This is a genomic window from Fibrobacter sp. UWT2 (assembly GCF_900142545.1).
In the GTDB taxonomy this organism is placed as follows: Bacteria; Fibrobacterota; Fibrobacteria; order Fibrobacterales; family Fibrobacteraceae; genus Fibrobacter.
In genome coordinates, this window is the sequence record NZ_FRBF01000006.1 from 69,769 (window position 1) to 96,759 (window position 26,991).

General features: G+C 48.9%; 15 protein-coding genes, 2 tRNA genes and 1 other RNA gene. 6 read left to right on the forward strand and 12 right to left on the reverse strand.

The features are described 5' to 3' along the window. Positions 1-79: 79 nt before the first annotated feature. Positions 80-1,216, reverse strand: a complete 1,137-nt coding sequence (tgt, locus tag BUA40_RS05800) for a tRNA guanosine(34) transglycosylase Tgt (RefSeq protein ID WP_072799431.1) — start codon at positions 1,214-1,216, stop codon at positions 80-82. A 138-nt stretch (positions 1,217-1,354) separates the two neighbouring features. Here tgt and BUA40_RS05805 point away from each other — a divergent pair, with 138 nt between their 5' ends. Continuing rightward, entirely contained in the window at positions 1,355-3,535 is a 2,181-nt protein-coding gene (locus tag BUA40_RS05805; RefSeq protein ID WP_072799434.1) for a carbohydrate-binding protein, read from the forward strand. Between the two features lie 255 nt (positions 3,536-3,790). On the opposite strand, the gene BUA40_RS05810 is transcribed toward BUA40_RS05805, so the two are convergent. From BUA40_RS05810 to BUA40_RS05835, 6 genes are all read right to left on the reverse strand, one after another. After that, positions 3,791-3,874, reverse strand: a tRNA-Leu gene (locus BUA40_RS05810). A 140-nt stretch (positions 3,875-4,014) separates the two neighbouring features. After that, positions 4,015-5,367: a UDP-N-acetylmuramoyl-L-alanine--D-glutamate ligase gene (gene murD, locus BUA40_RS05815; protein ID WP_072799437.1), complete on the reverse strand. Its 1,353-nt coding sequence runs from the start codon at positions 5,365-5,367 to the stop codon at positions 4,015-4,017. A gap of 60 nt (positions 5,368-5,427) precedes the next feature. Then, positions 5,428-5,511, reverse strand: a tRNA-Leu gene (locus BUA40_RS05820). 37 nt (positions 5,512-5,548) lie between these two features. Further along, positions 5,549-5,950 (reverse strand): preprotein translocase subunit SecG, encoded by a 402-nt coding sequence (secG, locus tag BUA40_RS05825; protein WP_072799439.1) that lies wholly within the window; start codon positions 5,948-5,950, stop codon positions 5,549-5,551. A 36-nt stretch (positions 5,951-5,986) separates the two neighbouring features. After that, positions 5,987-6,748: a triose-phosphate isomerase gene (gene tpiA, locus BUA40_RS05830; protein ID WP_072799442.1), complete on the reverse strand. Its 762-nt coding sequence runs from the start codon at positions 6,746-6,748 to the stop codon at positions 5,987-5,989. A gap of 137 nt (positions 6,749-6,885) precedes the next feature. Further along, the gene (locus tag BUA40_RS05835; RefSeq protein ID WP_072799445.1) at positions 6,886-7,326 is read right to left on the reverse strand and encodes a hypothetical protein; all 441 of its coding nucleotides are present in this window, start codon (positions 7,324-7,326) and stop codon (positions 6,886-6,888) included. A 79-nt stretch (positions 7,327-7,405) separates the two neighbouring features. Here BUA40_RS05835 and BUA40_RS05840 point away from each other — a divergent pair, with 79 nt between their 5' ends. Then, on the forward strand, positions 7,406-8,383 hold the full coding sequence (locus BUA40_RS05840) for a hypothetical protein (protein WP_072799447.1): 978 nt from the start codon (positions 7,406-7,408) through the stop codon (positions 8,381-8,383). Here BUA40_RS05840 and BUA40_RS05845 read toward each other — a convergent pair. The 3 genes from BUA40_RS05845 to BUA40_RS05855 all read right to left on the reverse strand — a co-directional run bounded on the left by BUA40_RS05845 (position 8,303) and on the right by BUA40_RS05855 (position 10,887). Beyond that, complete coding sequence (locus BUA40_RS05845) at positions 8,303-9,088, reverse strand: hypothetical protein (protein WP_143149707.1); 786 nt, start codon at positions 9,086-9,088, stop codon at positions 8,303-8,305. The genes BUA40_RS05840 and BUA40_RS05845 overlap by 81 nt on opposite strands. A gap of 110 nt (positions 9,089-9,198) precedes the next feature. Continuing rightward, positions 9,199-10,296 carry a recombinase RecA gene (recA, locus tag BUA40_RS05850; protein WP_072799650.1) on the reverse strand — a complete coding sequence of 366 codons (1,098 nt, stop codon included), beginning with the start codon at positions 10,294-10,296 and terminating at the stop codon, positions 9,199-9,201. Between the two features lie 39 nt (positions 10,297-10,335). After that, complete coding sequence (locus BUA40_RS05855; protein WP_072799452.1) at positions 10,336-10,887, reverse strand: CinA family protein; 552 nt, start codon at positions 10,885-10,887, stop codon at positions 10,336-10,338. Positions 10,888-11,073: 186 nt separating this feature from the next. Here BUA40_RS05855 and BUA40_RS05860 point away from each other — a divergent pair, with 186 nt between their 5' ends. Both BUA40_RS05860 and BUA40_RS05865 read left to right on the forward strand, forming a co-directional pair. Continuing rightward, complete coding sequence (locus BUA40_RS05860) at positions 11,074-11,835, forward strand: fibrobacter succinogenes major paralogous domain-containing protein (protein WP_178299563.1); 762 nt, start codon at positions 11,074-11,076, stop codon at positions 11,833-11,835. A 27-nt stretch (positions 11,836-11,862) separates the two neighbouring features. Then, a complete protein-coding gene (locus BUA40_RS05865; RefSeq protein WP_072799456.1) occupies positions 11,863-12,879 on the forward strand; it encodes a DUF5683 domain-containing protein in 1,017 nt (338 codons plus the stop codon). A gap of 36 nt (positions 12,880-12,915) precedes the next feature. Here the strand turns inward: BUA40_RS05865 and BUA40_RS05870 are convergent, their stop codons facing one another. Continuing rightward, on the reverse strand, positions 12,916-13,533 hold the full coding sequence (locus BUA40_RS05870; protein WP_072799458.1) for a histidine phosphatase family protein: 618 nt from the start codon (positions 13,531-13,533) through the stop codon (positions 12,916-12,918). A 39-nt stretch (positions 13,534-13,572) separates the two neighbouring features. Then, positions 13,573-13,669: signal recognition particle sRNA small type (ffs, locus tag BUA40_RS05875), an RNA gene on the reverse strand. Between the two features lie 188 nt (positions 13,670-13,857). Here ffs and BUA40_RS05880 point away from each other — a divergent pair. Next, positions 13,858-18,405 carry a cadherin repeat domain-containing protein gene (locus tag BUA40_RS05880; RefSeq protein WP_143149708.1) on the forward strand — a complete coding sequence of 1,516 codons (4,548 nt, stop codon included), beginning with the start codon at positions 13,858-13,860 and terminating at the stop codon, positions 18,403-18,405. Between the two features lie 335 nt (positions 18,406-18,740). Then, positions 18,741-26,990, forward strand: a complete 8,250-nt coding sequence (locus tag BUA40_RS05885; protein WP_083585301.1) for a cadherin repeat domain-containing protein — start codon at positions 18,741-18,743, stop codon at positions 26,988-26,990. Position 26,991: the final 1 nt, after the last annotated feature.

Sequence of the window (26,991 nt, forward strand, 5' to 3'; positions counted from 1 at the left end):
CGGCCTCGCGCCGGGAATCCTCTTTAACAAAAACCCCGGTTTTTAACCGGGGTTTTTTGTGTTGAATTGTTTTGCTGAACTACTGCAAATCCCTTTGCAATATTTCGCACTTTTCCCGCTTCCATTCCTCGAAGGTGTCATCAGCGATATGCTGCTTAGCTTCGCGCATCAGGTGCAGGTAGAAGTGCAAATTGTGAATGCTTGCAAGCGTAAATCCGAGCGATTCGCCTGCATGGTGCAGGTGGCGTAAGTACGCGCGGCTAAAGTTGCGGCAGCAGTAGCAATCGCAATTCGGGTCGACCGGCTTGTCGAATTCTTCGGCATGGCGGGCGGCCTTGTAACGCAACACGCCTTCGCTGGTAAACAGCATGCCGTTGCGCGCGTTACGGGTCGGCATCACGCAGTCGCACATGTCCACGCCGCGCTCAATCAGTTCGAGCAGGTTCCACGGCGTTCCCACACCCATCACGTAGCGGGCGTGGTCTTGCGGCAGAATGTCGGTGCAGAAGTCCGCGATTTCGTACATGGTTTCGGTTGGTTCACCCACCGAAAGGCCGCCCATGGCGAAGCCGTCGGGGCCAAGTTCGGCAATACGTTCGATAGCTTGCTTGCGCAGGTTCTTGTGCATGCCGCCTTGAATGATTCCGAAGAACTGCTGGTCGTAACCGTGAATGGGCGGGTGCTCCTTGAGCCATTGCATGGCCTCGGCGGTCCATTTCAAGGTGTAATTCAGGCTATGCTCCGCTTCTTTGGCGGTACTCGGGTACGGAGTGCATTCGTCGAGCGCCATGATGATGTCCGCGCCGATTTCGCGCTGGGCGTTCATCACGCTTGCGGGGCTGAAAAAGTGCTTTGAACCGTCGAGAATGCTTCTAAATTCCACCCCTTCGGGGGTGATTTTGCGTAAATCTTTAAGACTCCACACCTGGAATCCGCCGCTATCCGTCAAAACGGGGCCGTCCCAAGCCATAAACTTGTGGATTCCGCCCGCTTTTGCGATTCGCGGGGTGGTCGGGCGCAGGTACAGGTGGTAGGTGTTTGCAAGGATAATTTCAGCCTTGATGTCCTTCAGCTGTGCCGGAGTGACTGCTTTTACGGTCGCTTCAGTACCCACGGGCATAAAAATCGGCGTTGTCACGTCGCCGTGATCGGTATGGACCACGCCAAGGCGCGCTTTCGATTTTTTTGAAGTCTTTAGAAGTTCAAAACGGTTCATTAGCTGTAAATTTAGCAAATTTTCCCTGTTGTCAATTTATCCATAAGAATATCCATGTAAACGGGATTTTTACGCAAAAAGGGGGTAATTTTACCTTTGGATGGGTCTACATGTTGTAGCCCTTGCATGGAGTGATAAATGGATTACAAAAAGGTGTGGAAAAGGGCCACTTGCCTTGTGGCAGGCCTTGCTGTGTTTGGCTTAGCCGACAACCCGATTTCATCGTATCATTATTTGGCGGACCCCTCTTGTGCCTCCGATGGTGACACGTTCTATATTCTGACGGATGTCGACGACTACAACAATCAGACCAACTGGAACTACGACATTGTCGGTCTTTATGCCTTCACTTCTGAAGATATGAAAAACTGGACCGACCACGGTATGATTTTCCGTTCCAAGCGTGAATTCGGCAACTATCCGAACAACACTTGGGCTTCGGGCATTGCTGTCAAGAATGGTAAGGTCTATATCGTTTACCCTGATGGTGCAAGCGGCGTGGGTATGATTACCGCCCCGGCGATTGATGGACCTTATACCGACCCGGTCAAGGAAACTCATGGCGTCAATAGAATTGCAGGTGGCGGAAGCCTTATCGGCGGTTGCGACGGCATTGCGCACTGCTTTGACCCGGGCATCTTGATTGATGACGACGGCAAGGGTTACGTGATTTTCGGTGGTGGTGAAAGCTCCAGCCGTCCCTACGGCAACAACTTTGACATTATCAGCTTTACCGAAAGCAATGGCAAGATTACTTTCGACAAGAACTCCTTGAAGAAGGTCTCTTTGCCGAACTCCTTCGAAGCTCCGTACTTGCACAAGAAGGGCAGCACTTATTACTTGAGCTTCAACAACCGTAGCCAGGTGATTGACTATGGTATGTCCAACAATATTTGGGGTCCGTATACCTTTGTGGGCACGGTCATTCCGGGAATCGGCTCTGTGCCTGATGCTCATGGCGAAGGTGGTAACAACCACCAGGGCTTCGCTCCGTTCAAGGACAAGTGGTATGCCGTGTATCACGACCGCCGCTTGGTGACTTCTGACAACCACCCGGCTGCAACGACTCAGGCTGGCGTGCGTTCTGAAAACCCGAACTACGAAAACCACAGAAGCGTGTCCATCGACGAACTCACTTGGAGTGGCGACAAGATGAACAAGCTGACCTTCACTCGTGAAGGACCTAAGCAGATCAAGAACTTTGACCCGTACAAGACCTACAAGGCAACGACGAGCTCCAAGCAGCTGAACATCCGTAGCCGTACTGACTGGACTCAGGGGCAGCCGGTGAAGCACGTGCTCTTGCCGCTCACGAGCCGTAGCGAATCTTGGATCCGCGTTTCTGGTGTGGACTTCGGTAATGGTGCTCAGAACCTTCGTATCAAGGCCGCAAACGTAGGCGATGGCAACAAGATTGAAATCCATACGGGTAGCGCTAGCGGTACGTTGGCCGGTACTTGCGAACTTGCAAAGACTGCCAATAACAAGACCTTTACTGATAACGATTGCGAAATGAAGGGCCTTACTGGCGTGATCGACCAGGTGTTCTTCGTGTTCAAGAATAATGGCAAGGACTCTACCATGGGCATTCTCGAATGGGAATTCCAGGGTACCAAGCGCGAACCTGAACCGCAGACCGCTTTCGGCGGCAAGGTTGCAGAAATTCCGGGCAAGATTGAAGCCGAAAACTTCGACGAACCGGGTTATGGCGCAGGCAATGATTCCTATGCTGAAAACGATTCTGACAACCATGGTGATAGCGACCTGCGCAAGGGCACCGGCGTTGACCTTTATAAAAAAGAAACCGGCGTAGTGGTGGGTTACAACCAGGCTGGCGAATGGCTCGAATACACCGTGAACGTGAAGGAAGCGGGCGATTACACCATGTACGCTTCTGTTGCCACAGACAATTCGACTGCAGGCTTCAAGCTCTCTATCGATGGTGATGCCGTGGCTGAAGTTCCGGTCTCTGGCTCTAGCTGGGATGAATTTACCAAGGTGAAGGCAAACCTGACGCTTCCCGCAGGCGAACATATCCTTCGCTTCGAAGTGACGGGCGATTGGTTCGATATCGACTACTTCAACTTTGTGGCCGGTAAGGATGCTCCTGAAACAACGACATCCATCGGAACGGTCAAGCTCCAGAACAAGGCTTCTGTATCTTACCGTGTGTTTGACTTGAAGGGCTCTGTGCTTGGCTCGGTAGATATGGCTCATAAGGGTGATGCAACTGTAGCGCTCAAGGCCGCCGGCTTCAAGAAGGGTGTCTACATGCTCAAGCAGGGCAATAAGACCTTCGTGGTGAATTTCACCAAATAAGCTTCTTACATACACCTCCAACGAAGTCTTCCCGGTGCTTTGCACTGGGAAGACTTTTTATGACCGTTCGGCTCTGTCGCATACATGAAAATGTGATATCGCCTCACTCTCGCCCTCACGACTCGTTAAGACGAGTCGCTCGTGGCTCACGAAAATTGCTTATGACCGTTCGGCTCTGTCGCATGCATGAAAATGTGATAAAATAGGGAAGTGCATAAAACGAAAAAAGACTCAGTTTTCACTGAGTCTTTCTTCTGCGGTCGGACAGACTTGAACTGTCATGGGATCGCTCCCACTAGCACCTCAAGCTAGCGTGTCTACCAATTCCACCACGACCGCGTGGTCCTTAGCGGAACGACCCAAATTTAGATTAAATCGCTCCGCTTGTAAAGGGGTAAGGATGAATTTTTTTGAAAAAATTCAAAAAAAATGCCGCACATTGTGCGGCATGCTTGATATAGGTAATTGTTCTGTCCGAATTACAAATCTGCGACGAGCTTGTCGAAGACTTGGCCGCGGACTTTGTAGTTCTTGAACAGCCCGAAGCTTGCGCAGGCGGGGCTCATGATAACGGTGCCGCCTTCGCCGATGGAGAGGCTGTCTGCAAATGCTTCTTCAAGAGTGGGAAAGATATTTGCGGTGACTTTGAGCCCGGCCTGCTTCAGCGATTCCAGCATGCGTTCTGCGGTAGCGCCGATGAGCGCGATGCGCTTGAGGTTCGGACGTTCGTTCACCAGAATCTGCGAAAGTTCGGTGAAGTCTGCGTTCTTTTCGGAACCGCCGAGAATCAGCGCGAAGGGGCGCTTCATGCTGGCCGTTGCAGCAATCGTTGCATCGGGGCGAGTTGCGTAGCTGTCGTTAAAGAATTCGATGCCGTTCTTTTCGCCTTTGAATTCCATACGGAAGGGGAGAGTCTCGTAGCTCTTCAAAGCATTGAAGGCGTCTGCAACCTTGATTCCCAAGGCCTTGCAAGCGAGCGTTGCGGCGGCCATGTTTTCAAGCTGGTAAATGCCGCGTACTTTGCAGTCCGAAAGGAACAGCTTCTCGCCGTCAATCGAGAGTGTTGCTCCATCGATGACTGCATCGCCATCGCCCGCGCTCGGACCATCTTTAAGGCTAACCGCATACTTGGTCCCAGCGGGGCTTTCTGCGGCAATCTTTGCGGTGGGTGCGGCGTCCTTCAAGTACACGCACGTACCGGCGCGCTTCTGCCAACGAACCAAGTTCGCCTTCGCGTCGCGGTATTCTTCGACAGTCTTATGCCAGTCGAGGTGCTCCGTGGAAACACGCAGCACCACGCCCACGTCCGGCGACAGCGACAATGTCATCAGCTGGAAACTCGAAAGCTCCAGAATGCTGATTCGGTCTGCCGTTTCCGTTTCGAGCAAGTCCAACGCCGGCACACCGAAGTTGCCGCCAATTTCATTGTTCACGCCGCACTTGGTCAGAATGTGGCTGATCATGCTCACGGTAGAGCCCTTGCCGAGCGTACCCGTAACGCCAACAACCTTCTTGGATTTAGTTTGTTCTAAAAACAGCTGGATCTGGCTTGTCATGAGGCCGCCGTTCATCTGGAACTTGAACAGCTCCTGGCTCATGGGGTAAACACCTGCGGAACGTACCACGGTCACGCAATCCTTGAGACCGTCCAGGTAGCTTTCTCCGCTGCAAACCTTCACGTTCACGCCGGCGGGTACTTGCGGCAGGTTCACCGGATTCTTGTCCATCACCACGATGTCCTTGACTCCGTTACGAACAAGGTAATTGAATGTGCTCTGGCCTTCGACGCCAAAGCCCAGGACTCCAACCGGTGCAACTAATGTATTCTGCATATAAAACCTCGGGGAAGAAATTAAAAAAATCCGCCCTTTTCACAAGGGCGGACTTCGTAATGCGGTCGGACAGACTTGAACTGTCATGGGATCGCTCCCACTAGCACCTCAAGCTAGCGTGTCTACCAATTCCACCACGACCGCAGGCTGTTGGCGAGCCTAAGCTGCGCCAAACAAAACCTTATTCAGCTGCGGGAGCGGCCGGAGCTTCGGTAGCCGGAGCAACATCGGCGGCCGGTGCAGCAGGAGCTGCAAAGTCAGCCGGAAGTGCCGGAGCCGGAGCTTGCTGCTGGGCAGCGTTTTCGCGGGTAGCCTTCTGCATCGAAGATTCTTCGACAGCCTGGTCCTGCTTGGCAGTAATCAGGCCGAGGGCGAACACGACGATAAAGAAGATCACGGCCACGACACGGGTCAACTTCTGGATGAAAGTCGCGGCACCTGCGGTAGAGAAGGCAGACTGGGAAGTCATGCCACCGAGGCCTGCGAGACCGCCCATCTTGTCGTTCTGAACCAGAACGAGCAGCATGAGGAAGAGGCACAGGAACACGTGGAGGACGATACCAATCCAAAAGAGAGTTGTCATAGTCGTTTTACCTTGAGTTTAAAGTTTTACCGGAAATTACTTGGCTTCGGCAGCGGCGATGATTTCCATGAAGGTGTTAGCCTTGAGGCCTGCACCACCGATAAGACCACCGTCGATGTCCTTCTGAGCGAGGAGGCCTGCAGCGTTGGCGCCCTTCATGGAGCCACCGTACTGGATGCGCATGCCTTCGGCAACGGCTTCGCCGTAGATTTCCTTAACAACGGAGCGAGCGTAGGCCTGGGTGTCCTGAGCCTGTTCGTCGGTAGCAGTAACGCCAGTGCCGATTGCCCAAACCGGTTCGTAAGCGAGAACGCACTTGGCTGCGTCTTCAGCAGAAACGTCCTTGAAGGCGCCCTTGATCTGGAGGCCGAGGACTTCCTTGAGGATGCCGCCGTTGCGCTGGTCGAGAGTTTCGCCAATGCAGATGATCGGCTTCAGACCGGCTTCGAGGGTCTTCTTGACCTTGAGGTTCACAGTTTCTTCAGTGTCGTGGAAGTACTGGCGCTGTTCGGAGTGACCGATGATGATGTATTCGGCACCGATTTCCTTGACCATGTCCACAGAAACCTTACCAGTGTATGCGCCCTGGTCCTTCCAGTGAATGTCCTGGATGGCGAGCTTCACGTTGGAACCCTTGATGACGTCGGCGACCTTGGCGGCGGCGAGGTAAGTCGGGGCGATGACCACTTCGGTCTTCTTCACGTCCTTGACGGCTTCCACGATATCCTTAGCGAGCTGAATGGATTCGCTAACGGTCTTGTTCATCTTCCAGTTACCAGCGATGATATACTGACGCATAATTAACTCCTTGAGAGGTTTAAAATTTAACGCGCCTAAATTTAGTAAAAAAAGACCGCCCCCGGTAGTCCGAGGGCGCATCTTTTCGCATAAATCGTTCTTGTCATTCCAGACTTGGTCCGGAATCGCTACTTAAACTAGTAGTTAGAGGAATGCTTGGAGGTCGGAGCCGGGGATCCACCGTAGCGGTCGCCTTCGATCTTTTCCAAAATCCATTCTTCTTCGTAGCCCTTCAAACGAGCCTGGTCGGGGTGCTTCCAGATAAGGCGGGTAATGAGTTCGCCTTCGCGGGTGTAGTATTCCCAAATGCTCTGCTTGTCGGTAGTCTTTTCGTGGTCAGGAGGGCCCCACAAGAGGTTCACCATGTCATTGGTCATGCCTTCTTCGATATAACCCTGCTTGAACACGTCCTTCAGGCGCTTGTCGATGCCCATACTTTCCTTAACGGCGTAGTATTCGCGTTCGTATTCCTTGCGACCTTCGCCGCGTTCGATCAGAATGGGGGAAGAATAGCGGCTTGCACAGGCCCAGAACATCAGGGCGCTCACGCCAAGCACGCAAATATGAGAGAGCTTCATAGTGACTCCTATAAATTAATGCCTACAAAATAAGAATTTATGGCGCAAATGGGGAAATTATTTTAAATTTTATTCCGAAATGACTTATTTTAAGAAATTATTGGCCTTTTCTATAATTTTTTTTACTTGTAACGTCGCGTCTTTTGCCGATGGTTTTAATGAAATTGCCAATTATGGCTTCCGTTATGGTCCGAACCTTTCCTGGAGCCTGATGGGGAACACCCCGTTCGTGTGGGGCCAGTGGCTGCCTCAGGCTACGGGCATGTTGCACTATACTTGGCTCGAACCTCTTGAAGAACTTTCCTACGGTGAACGCCTCGAAAACCTCCCGACTTATTTGCGTATGGATGCCGCCGTTGAAGTTTCCCCATTCTATGCGGGTTACCTGGCCGGTATAGGTATTCGTCCCTTTAAGACCAATCCGCAAATCGAGGCGAATGTGGTCTACGAAAGCTATCTCTACATGCGTTCGAACCTGGAAATGGTGACCGCCGAAGTGGAAGGCGAGGGCCGTATTGCCGAAAGTTGGAATGCGGACTATGTGGTGGACAATATCTATAAGGACGATGCCGCCTTTGATTACACCCAGTTGATCGATATGTTCTTCAGCTTGAGCTATTCTTTGCCCAAGGGTTCTATTCTCGGCGTCAAGTTCCACTATATCTTGTTGGATGTCAGTACCGATTTCGAAGGCAAAAGCTATGATTATCGCAGGAACATCCCCGTATTTAGCCGCGATTTCTTGCTAGTGTTGGATACTTACGGACGTATCCCTCTGACAAACCATTTCGCCGCCATTTTTGAATCCAATTTCTACAAGACCGGTTTCTTGCGCGACAAGAACACCGTGCGTAAGGAATCGCTCGGTTACGGCAAGGCCATGCTTGGCGGCCATTTCTTCTGGAACGAGGGTCTTCAGAATATTATCTTGGAAGTGGGCGGCTGGAAACGTGTTGAAAAGCGTTTCTATGACGGATCACTCGCGCAGCAGTTCCTGGTTCAGCTTGAGTATCAGGGGTATTTTTCTTTCCCCTTTCACAGGAATTTTTCTAAATAAATCCGGCAGAGGCGGTTTTGGCTTGCCTTCTACGCTGTTCTTGAGCGGGTCGGCTTGCAGTGCCTGAATGGTGTAGGCGGAGCGGATCCAGATTTCGCCGCTGTATTTTTCGCTTTCAAGCTTTACTAGGGTCGGCAGCATTTCGCCGGAATAGTTTTTCCACTGGCGAATCCAGAAAGAGCGCTTTTCTTTGCGTGCGCCGTTCATTGTCACCTTTGACGGCTGCGGCAGGCTGTCTGCAACCAGGCTCCACCAGGCCATGGAGAAGGCGGTAGAAAGAATGTTCGGCTTCTGGACGCTGGAGTCCCTGCACAGGAACTGGCCGTTGGCCAGAAGTTCCATGTCGTCGAGCTTCAAGGGAGTCTCGCCGATGTTTTCTTTCAGGTGGTGAGTGCCCAGCTGGCGCTTGACCTTGATATCGGGGAATTCCATGTAGCGGTATTCGCCGGCGGTCACGAAATTGAATTTAGGAACGTCCGGCTGGTTCACGAAGAATGTGTCCAGCGCTTCGGGGTGGTGTCGCCATTCTACATCGAGGCTCACTCGGGACATCTTTTCGTTCACGAAGAAGCCTTCGATATTGACGACCATGGGACCGTTCAGCAAAAAGTGGGGGCAGGATGTCTGGGAAAAGGCGCCGGAGCAAGCAATAGCGAGGAATGTTGCTGTCGTCCGTAATGTTGCCTTGAAAAATTCTGCCTTCATGGTCTGGAATATAGCAAATTTACAACAAAGGAAAACCCCGACCCATCCCAATGGCTAAAGGATAGGCCAGGGTTTGTTGCTCTTCAGGAAGAAAATGTTTGGATAGGGTTCTATGCGTCTTCGCTAACGCTGACTTCGTCGCTGTCGTCAGCTTCGATGGCGTCGCCTTCGTTCAGCTTGAACAGTTCCACGTCCTTCATACTTTCGCGGATCTTCTGCTCGATTTCGTTGCAGAGGTCTGCGTTGTCCTTCAGGAACAGGCGGGTGTTTTCGCGACCCTGGCCGATGCGTTCGTTGTTGTAGCTGAACCAGGAACCGCTCTTCTGGATGATATCGAGTTCGGTAGCGAGGTCGAGGATAGAGGCTTCACGAGAAATACCGCAACCGTAAAGGATGTCGAATTCGCACTGGGTAAACGGAGCGGCCACCTTGTTCTTGACCACCTTGACGCGGGTGCGGTTACCGATCACTTCTTCGCCGTCCTTGATGGCGGCGATGCGACGGATGTCGATACGCTGGGTGGCGTAGAACTTCAGGGCGTTACCGCCGGTGGTGGTTTCGGGGTTACCGAACATCACGCCGATCTTCATACGCAGCTGGTTGATGAACAGCATGCAAGTGTTGGACTTCGAAAGAATGCCGGTGAGCTTACGCAGGGCCTGGCTCATAAGGCGGGCCTGCAGACCGACGTGGTTGTCGCCCATTTCGCCGTTGATTTCGGCCTGGGGCACAAGTGCTGCCACAGAGTCGATCACGATGATGTCGATAGCGCCGGAACGAACGAGGGTCTCGGCAATGTCGAGGGCCTGTTCACCGGTGTCCGGCTGGGAAACAAGGAGGGATTCGATATCCACGCCGAGCTTACGGGCGTAGACGGCGTCAAAAGCGTGTTCTGCATCGATGAATGCGGCGACACCGCCAAGCTTCTGGGCTTCGGCAATGGCGTGCAGGGTCAAAGTCGTCTTACCCGAAGATTCCGGTCCGTAGATTTCGATGATACGACCGCGGGGGAAACCTCCGACGCCAAGGGCCATGTCGAGCTGGATACAACCCGTAGGAATAACGGGAATGTCTTCGACGGGCTGCTGGCCTAGGGCCATGATGGAACCTTTACCATAATTCTTTTCAATTTGGGCGATGGCGGCTTCTACTGCCTTGGCCTTGTCTGCGGAAAGGTTGCTTGTCGGGGTTGTTGTTTTCTTAGCCATGTTGGACTCCATTTTGTTTTTCGTTTCTAAATATAACATTTAGTGTTCACTTGTGCAAGTGCTTTTTTGGTTATTCAACAAAAAAAGTAGCTTGCCCAATACACTATACACGCTTTTTTCGCGTACCTCGGTACGGTTTCCTTCGAAAATTTTACAAAAAACCTCATTTTGCAAACTATTGGCGACAGCCATCCATACGGTTCCTACAGGTTTGCCGGGTTCTGCTCCGGTAGGGCCTGCGATTCCGGAAGTGGCGATTGCCCATTCGCAACCGAACTTTTTGCGTGCGTCTTCGGCCATGGCTTTTACTGTTTCGGCCGAGACGGCGCCCTTTTCTTCGAGCACTTGGTGCGGGACTCCGAGCAGGGATTCCTTGATTTCGTTCTGGTAGGCGACAATGCCGCCGGCAAGTATTGCCGAAGATCCTGCCTCGTTTACGATGCTGCTTGCCACAAGTCCGCCCGTGAGCGATTCGGCTGTAGCCATCATTTCGCCACGTGCAATGAGCGTATCCTTGATGGCCTTGACCAACTGGGAAATCTTGTTTTCGAAGTCTTCGTGTTGAAGATCAAAATCTTTTGTATCGCTCATTTTCATACTCCGTAATTTAGAATTATTTTGTGTCATAAAATGACAATTTGATAAAAACCTGAAATTTTTTTGAAAATATACCTTTTGGAACCTCGGTATGCTGTTCCTTTGCGAAAAAATGAAAAATTATTGCCAAAGATTGAAAAAAAGATATATTTGAACAAACGAATATAAAGGAGAACAATGATGAATTACTTAAAATATGCACTCTTGATCGGTGCTGTGTTTTTTGCCGCTTGCGGAGATGACTCTTCTACGTCTGCATCCGATGTTCCTAAAGATTCTGCCAAAACATCCTATGTCACGACGAGCTACCTTAATCCCGATTATTCGTACGGGGAGATGACGGATGCTCGCGACGGTCAGGTGTACAAGACGACTACAATCGGTTCGCAGACTTGGCTTGCGCAAAATTTGAACTATGAAACGACGAATTCTGTCTGCTTCAATAATGCTGCCGATAGTTGCGCCAAGTATGGAAGGCTTTATTCATGGAACGATGCTAAGGAGGCTTGCCCGTCCGGTTGGCACTTGCCCGATACAACGGAGTGGAACGTATTGTTGGATGAAGTGGGTGGAAAGGATTCGGCTACCGTAAATCTTATTTCGAAGAATGGCTGGCCCAGAAGCGAAAGTGCCGCTGCGTCTATGGATTCTATCGTATCCCAATTGGATTCCGCTTTGATGGACAGAATTCCCAAGGGTTGGGGCGGTTCGGACCCTTATGGGTTTTCTGCTCTTCCGGCAGGTCAAAAGCATAAAGGTGGCGATTTTATGGGGGTCGGTGGCATGAGTGATTTTTGGCTAGCTACAGAATACTTGGTAAATCTGTTTGGCGATAGTGTCGATGAAGCCTTGTATGCGAATCTGCTCATTTTGGGATATTATGTCTACGTGGTTCAAGAAGAAAAGACCAGCTTCAAGTCTGTTCGTTGCATCAAGGATTAGGTCATCTTTTTCTATATTGTCAAGCCGATGTCAAATCGTCTGCTTGCTATAATCTTGTTTGTAAGCCTCGCCTTTGCGGCGGGGGTTAGTGCGCAGACGGTTCCGGCGGATTCCTCGCAAGCAGAAGAATCTGCCGATACCTTGGCAAGTGACCCTATGCAAAAGGGCAAAACGGGCATTGTTGCTATCGATACACTTGCGGTAAACGAATGGGATATTCCGACTAAGCGCAATTCGCTTGCAATGACGATGCTGTTTGCCATATTCCCGGGTGGTGGTCAGTACTATACCGAACATTATGTGCGTGGTGGCTTTATTACGGGCATCGAACTCCTGTTGCTGTACGAAGTCACGGCGAACAAGAGTTACCAGCATAAGCGAGTGCTTGAACAGGCAGAACCCTTCCGCGATTCCGTGGCGTTCTATACCGACAAGGTCTTGCATGAGCGTAACCGCGATAGCCTTGCCTATTACCACGAAAAACGAACCGAATTCATTGGCCGTGTTCATGAAAAGAGCGACAAGAAAATGGAACAGGAAGACTTGCGCAAGGCAGAAACTGCCTGGATGTACGGCCTTTACCTGTATAGTTTCTTTGATGCCTTTGGAATCTGGTACAATAACAACTACCGCAGCGTTGAACTCAAGAGCATGAAGACGGCATTGCTCTGGTCCATTATCCCCGGTTTCGGACAAATGTACAACCGCGAGTTCGGTAAGCAGGGCCTTTTGTATATGGCGTTTATCGGCTCTGCGACCAGTATCTGGACTTCGCAGAATATGGTGGAATACTACCTGGATCGCAAGCATATCGTGGAAAAAGAAAGCACCACGTCCGAAGAGTATGAACGCGTCGATGAACGCGTTACTTATTATCGCAAGAACCGCAACCAGTACATTTGGGCGATTGCTTTACTTTATCTGTATTCCGTTGGCGATGCCGCTGTCGACGCTCTGTTGAGCGACTTCGACAACCCCATGCACTTGGCCGTACTGCCGCAGCTGGGCGGCGGCCTCCAGGCTTTGCTGTCCTTTGATTTCTAACGCATCCGTCACCCTGAACTCGTTTCAGGGTCGGCATTACCCTATCTTCAACGGCTGCATCTGGATGCCGTCGTGGATCTTCGTGAACGTCCCGTGGTAGTGACCGTCTGCGTCACGCTTGAATTCGAACTTAGTCACCATGGCATAGCTGAATGCACCTTCCACGAACTGTTCGTCGGGCAGTCCGCAGGCAAAATGCTGCAAGGCCGCAATCACGCCGGCATGAGTAATCCACAAGAATTCACCATCGTCATCGAGCGTGTCCAGCAGCGACTGCACGCGGCGGTCGATGTCGTAAAAGCATTCGCCGCCTTTAAAGCGGTATCCGCGCAGGTCGTGAGCCCAGGCTGCCATTTCTTCGCGGGGTACGGCTGTCAGTTTCTGACCTTCCCATGTACCGAAGTTCATTTCGATGATTTCTTCTCGCGGTTCCTTGGTAAGTCCCGTGGCCTTTTCTGCCTTTTCGGCGAGCCTCAGGCAACGCTTTAGGGGGCTGGTGAACATGCGCGTGGGCTTGGCGCCAGCACCTAGTAAAGCCTTCAGAGCTCCGTCGCTTTCTTCTTCAAAAGTAGGGGAGACGTCAAAATCGAGCCTGCCATAGCAGACATCGTTTGGATTGTAGGGCTTGGTGTGGCGAATCGTCCAAAGAATCATAAAATCCCAATTAAAAAAGCCCTGTTAAGGGCAATAAAAAAATCCTAGGCGACCTGAGCACATAAAAATTCGCAAGTCCGTTGCTGCTTTCGCCCTGGCGATTTGCCCGCAAATAGTCATTGCGCAGGGCCTAGGAACCCGCAATTTAGCAATAAGTCGTGATTTTTGTCAAGGGAAAGCGGCAAAAACAAATTTTCGGAACAAAAGTGGACGATTTATCCATGAAAATGTCTAGTTTTGTGAAAAAAAAGAAACCTACGTAAACTTTTTTTATTTATTTTTGTTACGGGAGAGTAAAATCCTGTTTCAAACAGGGGGTATAAGATGGTTAGAGTAAACAACATTAAAAAGTTTTTAAACAAGTTATGGCTCGTACTGACGGTAGCGGGGGTTGCCTCGGCTGCAGATGTTGCACCGCTAGTTTTTGATAGTCTTACAACATATTACAAGGATCTTTCGGATGTAGGTAATCCTGCTACGATGGATTCTGCATTAAGGGCTCAACACCAAAAGTATTGGGAAAAGTTGATGACCTTTAAGATGTGGGGTTCTTTTGGTATCTCTATGGGGCATGCGAGTGCACCCGATGTCAACGGTGCAATTGGAACAGCTCATGGCTCTATGACTTTGACCAATGGCGATCACAAGTTAGGCGGCCCGATTTATATTGGCGGAGACATTGTGTTCCAAGATGGTCCGGATGTCTTTTTAAGTGGTCCTGCACGTGTTAAGGGTGATTTTAATACGGGTGCAAATGGTAATTCCTTTTATGGAACGCATTGTATCGAGGGGGCTGCTTCCACCAAGAATCAGAACTCAACTATCCAAGCCGAATTTAAAAGCGATAAAGAACCTGTAGGTAGGCTTGCTCAAGGGGCTGCCGCCAAGTTCGGTATGTGTTCTTACGATAGTGTTCCTGAAGTCCCGACATATCTTACGATTCCTGATGTGCCTGCTCTTCCTGCAAATGCGAACGTTATTTATGGCGATATAACCATTAATAATAATCAAACCTATTTCATTGATGTTCCGCCTAATAGCAACGGTTCGAATATATATGACGTTTATGTTGGTGGAAACATCATTATGGGCGCGAATTCGGGCATTGTTGTTCGTATGGCGAACAACAAGAATTTGGTTCGCCTGTTTATAAGTGGCTCGATTATTGCAAACTCCAGTTCGACAATTCAAGTGGCTTACGTTGAGGAAGGAGCTCAATATGTAGGGGATGCATGGATTAACTCTACGAATCCTAAGTTTGTTGAGAATAAAGACTATGCAGGAAATGTATTGTTCCATTGTAAAGAGGATATTGACTGGTCTGCGATGAATGGTGGATCTTTCTTCCAGGGTTCGTTCCTGTCAAAGAAAAAGATTAAGGTCGGCCCGAACTTGGTTCTGGCGGGTCAGCTCCTCGCCAATGAACTTGAAATTGGACACGAATTTGATGGCAGTTCCTTCCGCTATGTTCCGTTCGATCCTCCTGTTTTGCAGACTGCAGAAGGCATAAAGACTTATTTGGTCGAAGGCCATGCTCTGGATACGGTTAAGATTGCTTTGGACAAAGAAGCAACGACGCTTATTGATTTCGAATATTGCTTTGACTTCCAAGGAACTGTAGATGGCAAGGATCCCAATGGTCTTGCCGCTCGCGCTGATATCACTACTGCAAATATTCCGTTGTTCAATGGAACGGAATGCGTCAATCCTGGTAAGGCCTATTTTGATGTCGGTAGCAAGAATCTGAGGGACCCCATCATTTTGACCGCCAATGATGACAAAATTGACGAAGGTGCTGACAGCAAGCCTGGAAAGGAAACCTTTAGAATTATCATCCAGAACCTGAATGCCGCAACGCTGAAGGATGGTTCTCATGATGGCTACATCACTTTGGAGATCAGTGATCCTGATCTTCCTCCACTCAAGTTCGAAAAAGACACCTTGCGTGCGATTAACGAAAATCCGGTGAATAATGCAGTGATTGACACATTGCGCGGTGTTCATGATTTTGTTGGTTGTCCTGGTTGCAAGTATAGCTTGAGCGATACCAGCCATTATAGCGACTTTGTTACGGTTGAAGAAAATGGTACTGTTCGTGTCAAGGATTCAACCAAGTTTGACTTTGAAACCGTCCAGTATATCGATATCCAAGTTCATGTTGAAGATGTTGACAATAATATGGAAGCCGATACGACGATTATTATTCCGATTGGCAACGTCAACGAAAATCCGATTTTGGACGACCAGAACTTTGATGTCAATGAACATAAGATCCCGGGAACTGTCGTCGGAACTCTCGAATGGGGTGAAAATGACTCCATACCTGTATTTAGGCAAGATGTGTTCACCGCTGTGGGTGGTGACACGGCCTACTTCTCGATTACTCCCGAAGGCGTAATCAAGACTAAGAAGGAATTCGACTACGAGACGGAACCGCATACTTACACGATCGATGTAATGCTTGCCGACAAGAACGATCCGACGCTCTTCGTTGTCAAGACGGTTACGATCACGATCAATGATGTGAACGAAAATCCGAAGATTATCACGGATACCATTCAGGTCAAGGAAAATTCTGATCCTGGCACCATCGTTGATACCTTGGAAGCTATCGATAAGGACAACGACGAACTGACGTGGATTCTTGAAGAAGATCCTTCTGGATGCTTTGAATTGTCCGAGTCGGGTGTCGTGACCACCAAGAAGTGCTCTAACCTTGATTACGAAAAGAACAAGACGATTTCGATCAAGGTCAAGGTGACGGATAATCGCGGTGGCGTTGATTCCAAGATTGTCGTTGTGAAACTCATCGATGTTCTTGCACCTGATCTCGAAATTACCGAAGCAAGCAACGAGGATTCCCTCTGGAAAAATCCTGAAATCATCTACACCCATACGGATTCCCTTAACATCTGCTGGGAAATCAACAAGGCGAATAAGGATTGCTCCGATACAACGCTTAAGCCCGGCGAGAATAAGATCTGTAAGGAAGTTTGCGATGTGGACGGCTTCGAAGGCTGTTCCAAGGATTGCTTCATTGCCTACTACAGCGACGTGTCTCCGATAGTTTACATCGATGCCGGTGGCGATGCTAACCTCGCCAGCAACATCTATACCATTGTGGAACAGCCCGCTGAAGGCGATACCAACGTGTACGTGAAGGATACGGTTCGCCAGATTACGGTGTACGTTACGGACAAGGATCCGATCAAGGGTGACTCTAGCTATAGCTTCACTATCCCTGTTGACCTGACCAAGAAGATTAGCGTGCCGCAAAAGACTTACGACGCTCTTTCTAACGTGGCCAAGCAGACGGTGGCTCTTGACGAACTGAATCCGAAAACCACAAGTACTCCGATTAACGGAACCAACTACCTGAACTCCTACCCGACGACGATTGCCGGAATTGAAGTGACTGTCAGTTACGTGACCGACACTAAGGGCAACGTTGTCAAGCAGGCTGTGGTGAACGAAAAGGGTAAGGTCGATTCCATCGAAGTCATCACGGTGACTTACGAAACCGAAATTGACGGACAGAAGGTGAAGGTTTCTTACCAGGCTGACGCTACCACGGGCGAGGTTCTCAATGTGGATGGCAACGGCGGCTTTATCGCTACCAAGAATTCTGAAAGCTCCAGCGGCATGTTCAAGGTCTCTTACGAATATACCGACAAGAATACTGGCAATGCGGTGGAACTGACCTACGTTGTTGATAGCAAGGGCAATTCTGTCAAGAATCCGGAAGGCGACCGCGGCTACCAGGTGTCTTACACCTATGTAGACAAGTATGGCAATGCGGCCAAGCAGTCCGTGTTCGTGGTGCTCGACCAGACGCTTCCGACGGTGGAAATCCTCAAGCCTGTCGACAACCAGGTGGCTCATACGAACTTCGTGAATATCGAATGGACTGTCAACGGCGAAAAGCAGGATTCCCTGACTGTCCAGGGGCTTGTAAAGGGACCGAACATCATTGTTCGCTTCTACAAGGATAAGGCTGGAAACATCGCCGCCGATACGGTGCGCGTGTACATGAAGGATGGCAAGGATCTCGACATTGCTGTGGAACGTCCGGTGACTATCGTGACCAAGGACAAGGTCGAAGAATACTACGCCGAAAACGCTCCCGAGAAGGGCCAGACCTTCGCTGTTAGCGTGAAGAACCCCACTACGGGCGACGAAGTGGAAACCTTGATTGGTGGTTCCTTCAAGACCAAGGACGGTAGCGGTGAAAAGCCATATGCCGGAGTTAGCGACTCCAAGCACCTGGGCCCGACCCTGATTCTTGACGTTGTGCTCCCGACCGTCAGCGATGGCAAGAGCGGTACCGTGAGCGGCCTTGCGACTATGGATGACTTGATGCTCTCTAACGGTAGGATTTCTTCGGCCGGTATGGGCGTGGATACTTCTAAGCTCGATGCCGCTGCGAAGAAGGACTACAAGGAATATACGGTTGACGAATACGTTTCCCAATTCTGCGAAGACGGAACCAAGATCCCCGACGACGCAAGCGCCTTTAACCTGTACAACTCCAAGCTGAAGATCAAAATCTGGGTCTACACGACTCTCGGTAACTTTGTAAGCGATTACAGCTTTACCCAGGAACTGAACGACCCCAGCTACGCCAACGAAGCCGGCCTCACGAAGCTCTACTTCGAACTGAAACCGGATAAGGATGGCTATGTGCACGCAGAAAACGGTAAGCTTATGGCTACGGGCGCCTACGTGTACAAGGTAGAAGCTAGCCTGCAGAATAAGCTGCGTTGCTCGATTCCGCCGTTCAACGGCGGCACCGGAAAGACCAAGGGTGACGTGACCAGGTCCCGCGAAGAGCTCCTGAAACCCTTCGGTTACAAGCGTCCGTCTAACAAGTAATAAGAATTTGTAAGTGTTATCTTATACAAAACCCCTGGGCCAAGGCTCAGGGGTATTTTGTAATAAGGGCGTGTAATTTATATGAATTTTTTTGAAATAGTTTGCTTGTAAATGAAATTTTTCGTTCGAGGGCTGACTGGAGGCTCCGGTCGGGGGTGTCGTACGTCACGCAAAAATGTCGTTTTTAACTCAGAATACGCAAATTTTTACGTAAAATAACAACTTATTAACATTTTATGCGATATTACTATTGTAATAATTAAAAAAGTTTTGTATCTTTATGGTGGTGAAATATAGGGGTGTATTGTATACACTGAACTTTTTAGGAGTTTATTATGTGGTTTGGAAAAAGCATAATGAAAAAACTCGGCCTTGCTCTTGCATTGGCAGTTCCCGCTTTTGCTGCGGATCTTGAACCGTTCCATTTTGCCAATGGAGGTAGTACTCATGAATCCCAGCAGGATTATTGGGAAGAAATGATGAAGTATAAGGTCTTCGGTGAAAAGGGGATCTCTTTCATTGGTGGAAATATTCGTGTTACGGATACTGTAGGTTGGTTTGGTACGGCCAAAGGTAATTTTGATATGTCTGGCAACAATGTTCACATTGTTGGCGGTCCCATCATGATTGGTGGTAACATTATCTTGGGCGATGGTGATGATGCCTTTTCAACCGGTCCGGTGCGTGTTACGGAATCAATTGTTAAACAGGGTAATTTTGGCGGTACAAACGTTCTTAAGGGAACTCAGTGTATTCAGGGGACTATACCCGCGCTTTATGAAAAAGCGGTTGTTGGTAATCTATACACAGATGATACTGATGTTACAGGTAAAACTGGTGGTAAATCGGGATCTTATGGAGATTGTCCGGTCAAAGAAGTTCCGCAGTTTCATCAGGACTTGACTATTCCGGAATTCCAGTATCCTAGCAGTTATACATTGCATGACGCAATTTCGATGAATAACTCCGTTGGTGTTATTGATGTTCCTAAAGGCTCTGGTCAATATGACTACTATATCAAAGGCCTCTCGTTTAGTAATGTTAGTGTCTTGGTTGTTAGAATGCCTAAAGGCGGACGTTTAACGCGAGTTTTGGTCCAGAACAACATTGAATTTGGTACGGCTCACCCCAAAGTTCGTATCGTTTATATGGATGAGGATGTCGCATGGGTGGGTAATGACCAAACAGGACATTGGGACGCTGCTTATGGTTATGACGGGGAGCAAAATGTAGATGTTACATATAATGGTCAAACGCAAACGGTAACTTCTTCTAAATGGCATGTAGATCATTCAACAACGCTTGAAAATAAAGATTATGGTGGTGAATTGCTGATTTATACACCGGGAAAAATCCATTGGGGTGCGTTAACTCCGGTGGACTCCATGCAGGGCTCTTTTATTGCTGGGGATAGCATTATTATTGAACAACAGATGACCTTGGCTGGTCAGCTCCTTGCAAAATTTGTTCAGATTAACGCTAACTTTGACGGTTCCGGTTTCCGCTTTGTTCCGTATGACAATCCTAAGGTGAAGTTGCCCAAGGCTGCGGATGATAGCGAATATTTGATTGAAGGTATTCCGAATGTCGTAAAAATCCAGTTGGACAAGCCTTCTAAGTTGAAGATTGACTTTAACTATTGCTTCCAGTTTGAAGGCTCTAAAACCGATTTAACCTCTGGTTTAGCTTCCCGTGATGATATCCAGAATTCGGATATTCCGTTATACAATGCAAGTACGGGAAAGTGCGCTACAAGCAAACCGGGTAGTTTTGAAATCGGTGAAACGTCAATGAGTACTCCGATAACATTGACTGCAACTAAGGATGAATACACTCCTGAGGGTAAAGGTCTTGACCGATTGGAAACATTCAAAATTTGGATCACGGGCCTGACGGGTGCAACGCTTGAAGATGGTTCTCATGATGGTTTCATTGTGTTGACGATTAAGGACGTTGGTGGTCCTCAATTTAATGATGATGTAAAGAAATACAATGTCAAAGAAAATACAGGGAAGAATATTGTCTTTGATAGCATTCCTATCAAGAATGTGAAAGTTGATGTTGCTGACGGAGACAAGTTTGATCTTGTTATTGATGGTGACGATGCAACTGCAGCTCAAACCTTGTTTAATTTTGAATTGGTAAAGGAAGCTCGCAATGATCCGGACGTTTATGATACGGCTTACATTAAGATGTCGGTTAAAAGCGCGCTTGACTATGAAGCTTTGACTAAGAATTCAAAGAATTCATTCAAGGTGACATTCCGTTTGAAGAATGACGCTACTGTTACTGATTCTACGACTCGTACAATCAATGTTCTTGATGTGAACGAAGTGCCGACAATTGATAGAATTTATGATCCTAAGTTGGCTCTCACGGCGGGTGCGTTTGATACTCTCAAAATTAAGGAAAAATCAAAGTTAGGCGATACTGTTGGTTTTGTTAATGCCGTGGATCCTGATGTTTATAATGCGGTGTCTTTCGGTCATTTGGCTTTCTCTATCGTTGAAACGGGTATCCCGTTCACGATGAATGATTCTGTGATTGTTGTCAATGACGCTTCTAAGATGAATTATGAAACTAAGGATAGCGTCTACACGTTTACCGTAAAAGTTGACAACTGTGAAATGGCAACAAATGGTTCGTGGACAAAGAATTGCTTGACGACAAGCCATAAGGTGACCGTAAAGATTGTGAACGTTCCCGAAGATCCTGTTCTAGAGTGCTTTACTGATGATCTTGATTGCGCTGGCCCGTACACTGCAATTGAAAATTCCAAGATTGATTCTGTAATCCATGCATTCCATGTGGCAGATCCTGATATTGGTCAGCTTGCCACGCTTAAGGCATCTATTGCTGATACAAAGACGGGTGGTAAGGCTGCAGATTATTTCAAGGCTGTTATTTCACACGATACTTTGAACATTAAGGTTAAGAGTAATATTGACTATGAAAAAGTTGAATCTGAATATGTCGTCAAGATTACTGTTACTGATGCCGATTCAAAATCTGTTTCGATTACTCGTACCATTAGTATTAAGGATGTGAATGAAAAGCCGACTGTAGACAGTCTTGATCGTAAGAATGACGGTTATACGGGTACGGCAGCAAGGGATAAGTTTACCTTGTATCCGAAGGAAAACCTGAAGGTAAATGATCCTGTCGGTATCGTTCGCACGACTGATCCGGATGTTTTGAATGCTGATTTCAGACATTCGACATTCTCTATTGTTGAAGATGCATCTAACCCGGTTCCGTTTACGATGAAGGGAACACAGGATTCTACCATTTATGTGAATGATGCATCGAAGATGAATCATGAAGATAATGTTGTTTACAAGTTCACGGTAAAGGTCCAAAACTGCGAAAAGGCTTCTGATAACTCGTGGACCAAGAACTGCTTGGAAACAACGCAGTTGGTTACGGTAAGAATCCAGAACGTGCCGGAAGGACCTACCATTGAATGTAAGGATACCGATACTCCTGAAGAATGTAATGGCCCGTACTATGTCAAGGAAAACTCTGCCGCGACAACCGTCGTTCACGAATTTATCGTGAAGGATCCGGATCTGGGTCAGATTGCTACTATGACGCCGTCTCTTAAGGACAATACGACTGGTGGCAAGGCTGCCGACTTCTTCGATGCTATCATGAAGGATGATACCTTGAAGATTGTTGTCAAGAGCAATATTGACTATGAAAAGGATCCGAAGACATTCAACGTAAAGGTTACGGTTACGGATGCCGATGGTAAGACCGATTACATTGACCGCGAAATTTACATTGTCGACGTGAACGAAAAGCCGGCGGTTGCAGATACAACTCTTACCATTAAAGAAAATCTTGCCAATGGCAAGGTTGCCGGTACTGTTTCCGCTTCTGACCTCGATAAGATCAATATCAAGGCTTTTGCCCATCTCGAATACGAAATTCTTCCGATTCCGGGTGAAACTATTCCGTTCAAGATGGATTCTAACAAAATTGTGGTGACGGATGCAAGTGCCCTTAACTACGAAGCCCTGAAACCGGATACGACCTTTACCTTTAAAGTTCGTGTCACAAACTGCCCGATTGATTCTTCGACGTGGAATGCCGAAAAACCCTCGTATCCGAGAACGGATGATTGCTTGTTTGATGAAGCTAGCGTATTGCTTTCTGTGACCGATGTTCCCGAAACGACAATCATTATTCCTGATTGTAAGGGTGATAGTTGCACGGAATGCACTGGCCCGGATTGCCACGACATTGTGGATTCGCTCTGCAAGGGCCCGAATTGCACCGGTGTCCATACCCATGACTCTGTCTTGACTCTTGCGGTAGAGGAAAATGTTCCGACCGGTTACAAGATTATCGACTACTTAGTTGCTGACGAAGACGTCGGAACTGGCCATAAGGATTCTCTGTACGCATACTTCAAGAATACGAATGCCTCTGGCGCTGACAGCCTGTTCAAGATTTATATGCAGAAGGTCGGTGGCAAGTGGAGAGTCGTGGTTGCCGTAAAGGATGGCAGCAAGCTTGACTACGAAACTGTCAGCGACATTCACAAGCTCACGATTTACGTTAGCGATCCTGAAGATCCTGCCGGTATGGGTGACTCTATCCGTCGCATTATCGAAGTTGTCGACGTGAACGAAGCTCCGAGCGCAAAGGATGCCGACCTGAAACCCGAAGAAAATCTGCCGAAGGGTACTGTCGTTGGTAAGCTTGATGTTACTGAACCGGATATTAAGCATGTCAAGGAATTTGGCCACTTGGAATACTCCATTATCGGTAAGGACAGCACCTATGCCTTCGTGATGGACTCCAACAAGGTTGTGGTGAATGATCCGACCAAGATGGATTACGAACTTGCCGTGCATAAGTACGTGTTCAATGTCTTGATTTCGAACTGCGAACTGAACGCATCTTCTGGCAAGTATGATGGTGCATGCCTCTATGACACTGCTAAGGTGACTGTCGACATCCAGGATGTCAACGAAAAGCCGACGATCATTGTCGATGGTCCTGTTCCGGATGGTGACGACGATTCCGATACGCTTTGCGTTGCCGTCTGCGATACTACAGACCGTGGCGTCAAGAGCAAGGATTCTATCCTTACCATTGGTATCAGGGAAAATCCGGATAATCCGAATGGTACTAAGAAGATCGTTACTCCGACGGGTATGATCTTGTTCCAGTATCATGTTGCTGACGAAGATACCAACCATGCTACTGGTGCTAAGGTAACTTGGTTCGATGCTGGTACGACAATTCCGGGCGTGAGCACGAAGGGCTCCGACCTCTTTACGATTGCTTACGATTCTGTAAAGCATGTGATTACGGTGCGCGTCAAGGACGAAAAGCTGCTTGACTACGAAACACTTAGAAATGCAACTTCTCGTGATGATCCGGATCCGGAATACACGATGGGCATTGTCGTGACAGACCCGAAGGGCTTGGCCGATACTCTCTATCGTAAGATTCGCGTGACGGATGAAAACGAAAAGCCGCTCTTCGATGTCTGGCCGCTCGTGATTACCGAAAACAACCATATTAACGATTCCCTTGGCCACGTGGAACACCCGAGCGATATCGACTCGATGTCTAGGAATCCGGAATTGTTCGATAACGGCTTCAAGATGACGGGTGGTGATACCGCTTTGTTCTGGCTCGACAAGGACTCTACGGACTTGATGCGAGTCATGATTCGCGCGAATGTCGTGCTTGACTGCGAAAATGGTGAGTATATCTGCGGCCAGGATTCCATGTACTGGGTGTACATGACGTATGGCGATACGACCCTCAAGACTGTCTATACAGACTTGAAGATTCCTGTCAAGCTGATTGACTTGAACGAACCGCCTAAGATTCTGACCGATACCATCGGTGTTGATGAAAACTCGCCGAAGGGTACCGTTGTCGATACGATCAAGTGGGATGACATTGACCGCTTCGATTCTGTGATGACCTTCAAGATTGTTGACGATCCGATTGGCTGCTTCGAAATCGATTCGAAGACGGGTGTCGTGACTATCAGCGATAGCAAGTGCCCGGGTCTTGACTTCGAAAAGAATCCGACGATCGACCTCAAGGTATCTATCACTGACATGGTGAATATTCCGGATAGCTTGTACGACGAAAAGTGTAAGTGCCAGTTGATCTCGGCTAAGGATGGACCGATTACGGTCACGAAGACTGTCAAGGTCAACATTCACGACGTGAACGAACCGCCTTCCATTACGGATAAGACGATCACGGTGAAGGAAGACACCAAGCCGGGTACGGTTATCGATACCGTGCGTGCAACCGATCCGGATAAGGATCCGAAGAAGCGCGAACTGACTTATACGCTGATCGACGGTGATACGACCACCTTCAAGATTGACCCGAAGTCGGGTGCCTTGACCTTGATCGATTCCCTCGACTACGAAACCAAGAACAGCTACTACGTGACTGTCCAGGTGGATGACGGTGAATTCGCCGATACCGCCAAGGTCAAGATCAATATCAGTAACATCGAAGAATGGACCAACGTCAAGATTACGGAAGCAAGTTCCGATAAGAAGACTTGGGAAGATCCTGAAACGATTTACACCAACCATCCGATCCGCGAAATCTGCTGGAACCAAGATGGTTACGATACTTGCATGACTGATCTGAACATTGCGAAGGATTCTGTTGTGGTCATTTCTTGGAAGAACCCGGCCAAGGACCATGCGGGTAGCGATACGGTAAGAATCTACTTCAGCGACGCTATTCCGGCTGTGACCGTGACTGGCAAGCCCACGCTGGTTGATGCAGAAAACGTGTTTACTCTTGTGGAAGACATGGAAGGCGACACCAACATCTACATCAATACGATGAAGGATTCTATCTGGGTGTCCATTAAGGATCCTGCCGGTAAGAAGGATACTTCCTTTGCTATCGAAGTGAACCTTGATCCGGTTACCGTTTCTCAGGGTACACTCGATAAGGTTAGCAAGATTGCCGATTCCAAGCTGATGCGCGATGAAACCGGCAAGAAGGTGACCGAAACTCCGGTGAACTCCGACATGATCAAGTTCTCTTACAAGGAAATCGTTGGCCAGGACACCGTGACGATTTCTTACCTGACCGACAAGAAGGGTAACCCCGTCAAGGTGCCGGTGATCAACGACAAGGGCAAGGTTGACTCTGTCGAAGTGATTACCGTGACCTACAAGACCAGGGTCGGCGGCAACAATGGTAAGGACGTCGAAGTTTCTTACCAGGCTGACGCTTTGACTGGTGAAATCTTCGTGAAGGGTCCGTCTGGCGAACTAATGGAACAGGGTGCTTCCAAGACCGTGTTTGCTCCTACCGAAAAGGATTCTTCCAAGACTACCAGCCGTTACACGACCAACGAAGGTATGTTTACGATTACCACGACGACCAGGGATGCCCTTGGCAACGACAGGACGATTTCGTACTTCGTCGACAAGAAGGGCAACGCGGTCAAGAGCCCCGAAGGCGATATGGGCTTCTCTGTGACCTACACCTACGAAAACAAGTATGGCAACGTCGCAACGGAATCCGTATTCATCGTGGTTGACCAGGTGCTTCCGAAGGTGGAAATCCTTTCGCCGACCAACAAGGAAATTATCCGCTCGAACTCTGTGCAGGTTGTCTGGACTGTTGACGGTGTCATTCAGGATACCTTGACGCTCCAGGGTCTCTCTAAGGGTCCGAACCCGATTATCCGTATCTACCGCGACAAGGCCGGTAACGAAGCCTCTGCTACGGTGTATGTGTACATGAAGGACAGCAAGGATGTTGACATTTCTGTTGAACAGCCGGTGACCGAGATCTCGAGAGAAAAGATCGAAGAATACTATGCTATCAACCCGCCTGAAAAGGGTGAAACCTTTGCTGTGAGCATCAGGAACCCGACTACGGGCGAAGAAGTGGAAACCTTGATTGGTGGCGACTTCAAGACCAAGGAAGGTAGCGGTAAGGAACCGTATCCGGGTGCATCCGGATCCAAGCACTTGGGCCCGACCCTCGCTATGGATATCAAGGTGCCGGTGATCGACGCTATTTCTGGCCTCGCAACGCTCGACGACTTGATTACTCCGGATGGAATGATCGCTCTCGAACGTACGAACTCCAAGAAGAGCCACAAGATCACTGTTGAAGAATACGTTGAAGAATACTGCGAAGACGGCTTCAAGATCGGTAGCGATGCAAGCAAGGTGAACCTGTTTGACATCAAGCTGAACGCCAAGATCTGGGTCTACACCTCGCTGGGCAACTTCGTGGATTACTTCAGCTTCACTCAGGAACTGAATGACCCGAGCTTCACGGATGACGCCGGTCTCCTTGAAATGTACTTCGAAATGAAACCGGATAAGGACGGCTTTGTAAGGGCTGACAATGGCAAGCAGTATGCTACCGGCGCCTTCGTCTACAAGGTTCAGGCCAATATCCGTTCCAAGGCTCGTTGTACGATTCCGGACGGCACCTACGATCCGGATCACAACAAGGGTGATGGCTACGGCGAAACCACCAAGCGCAAGGGTGACGTTGTCAAGAACAGCGACGAACTCTTGAAGTCCTTCGGTTACCGTCGTCCGAAAAACAAGTAAG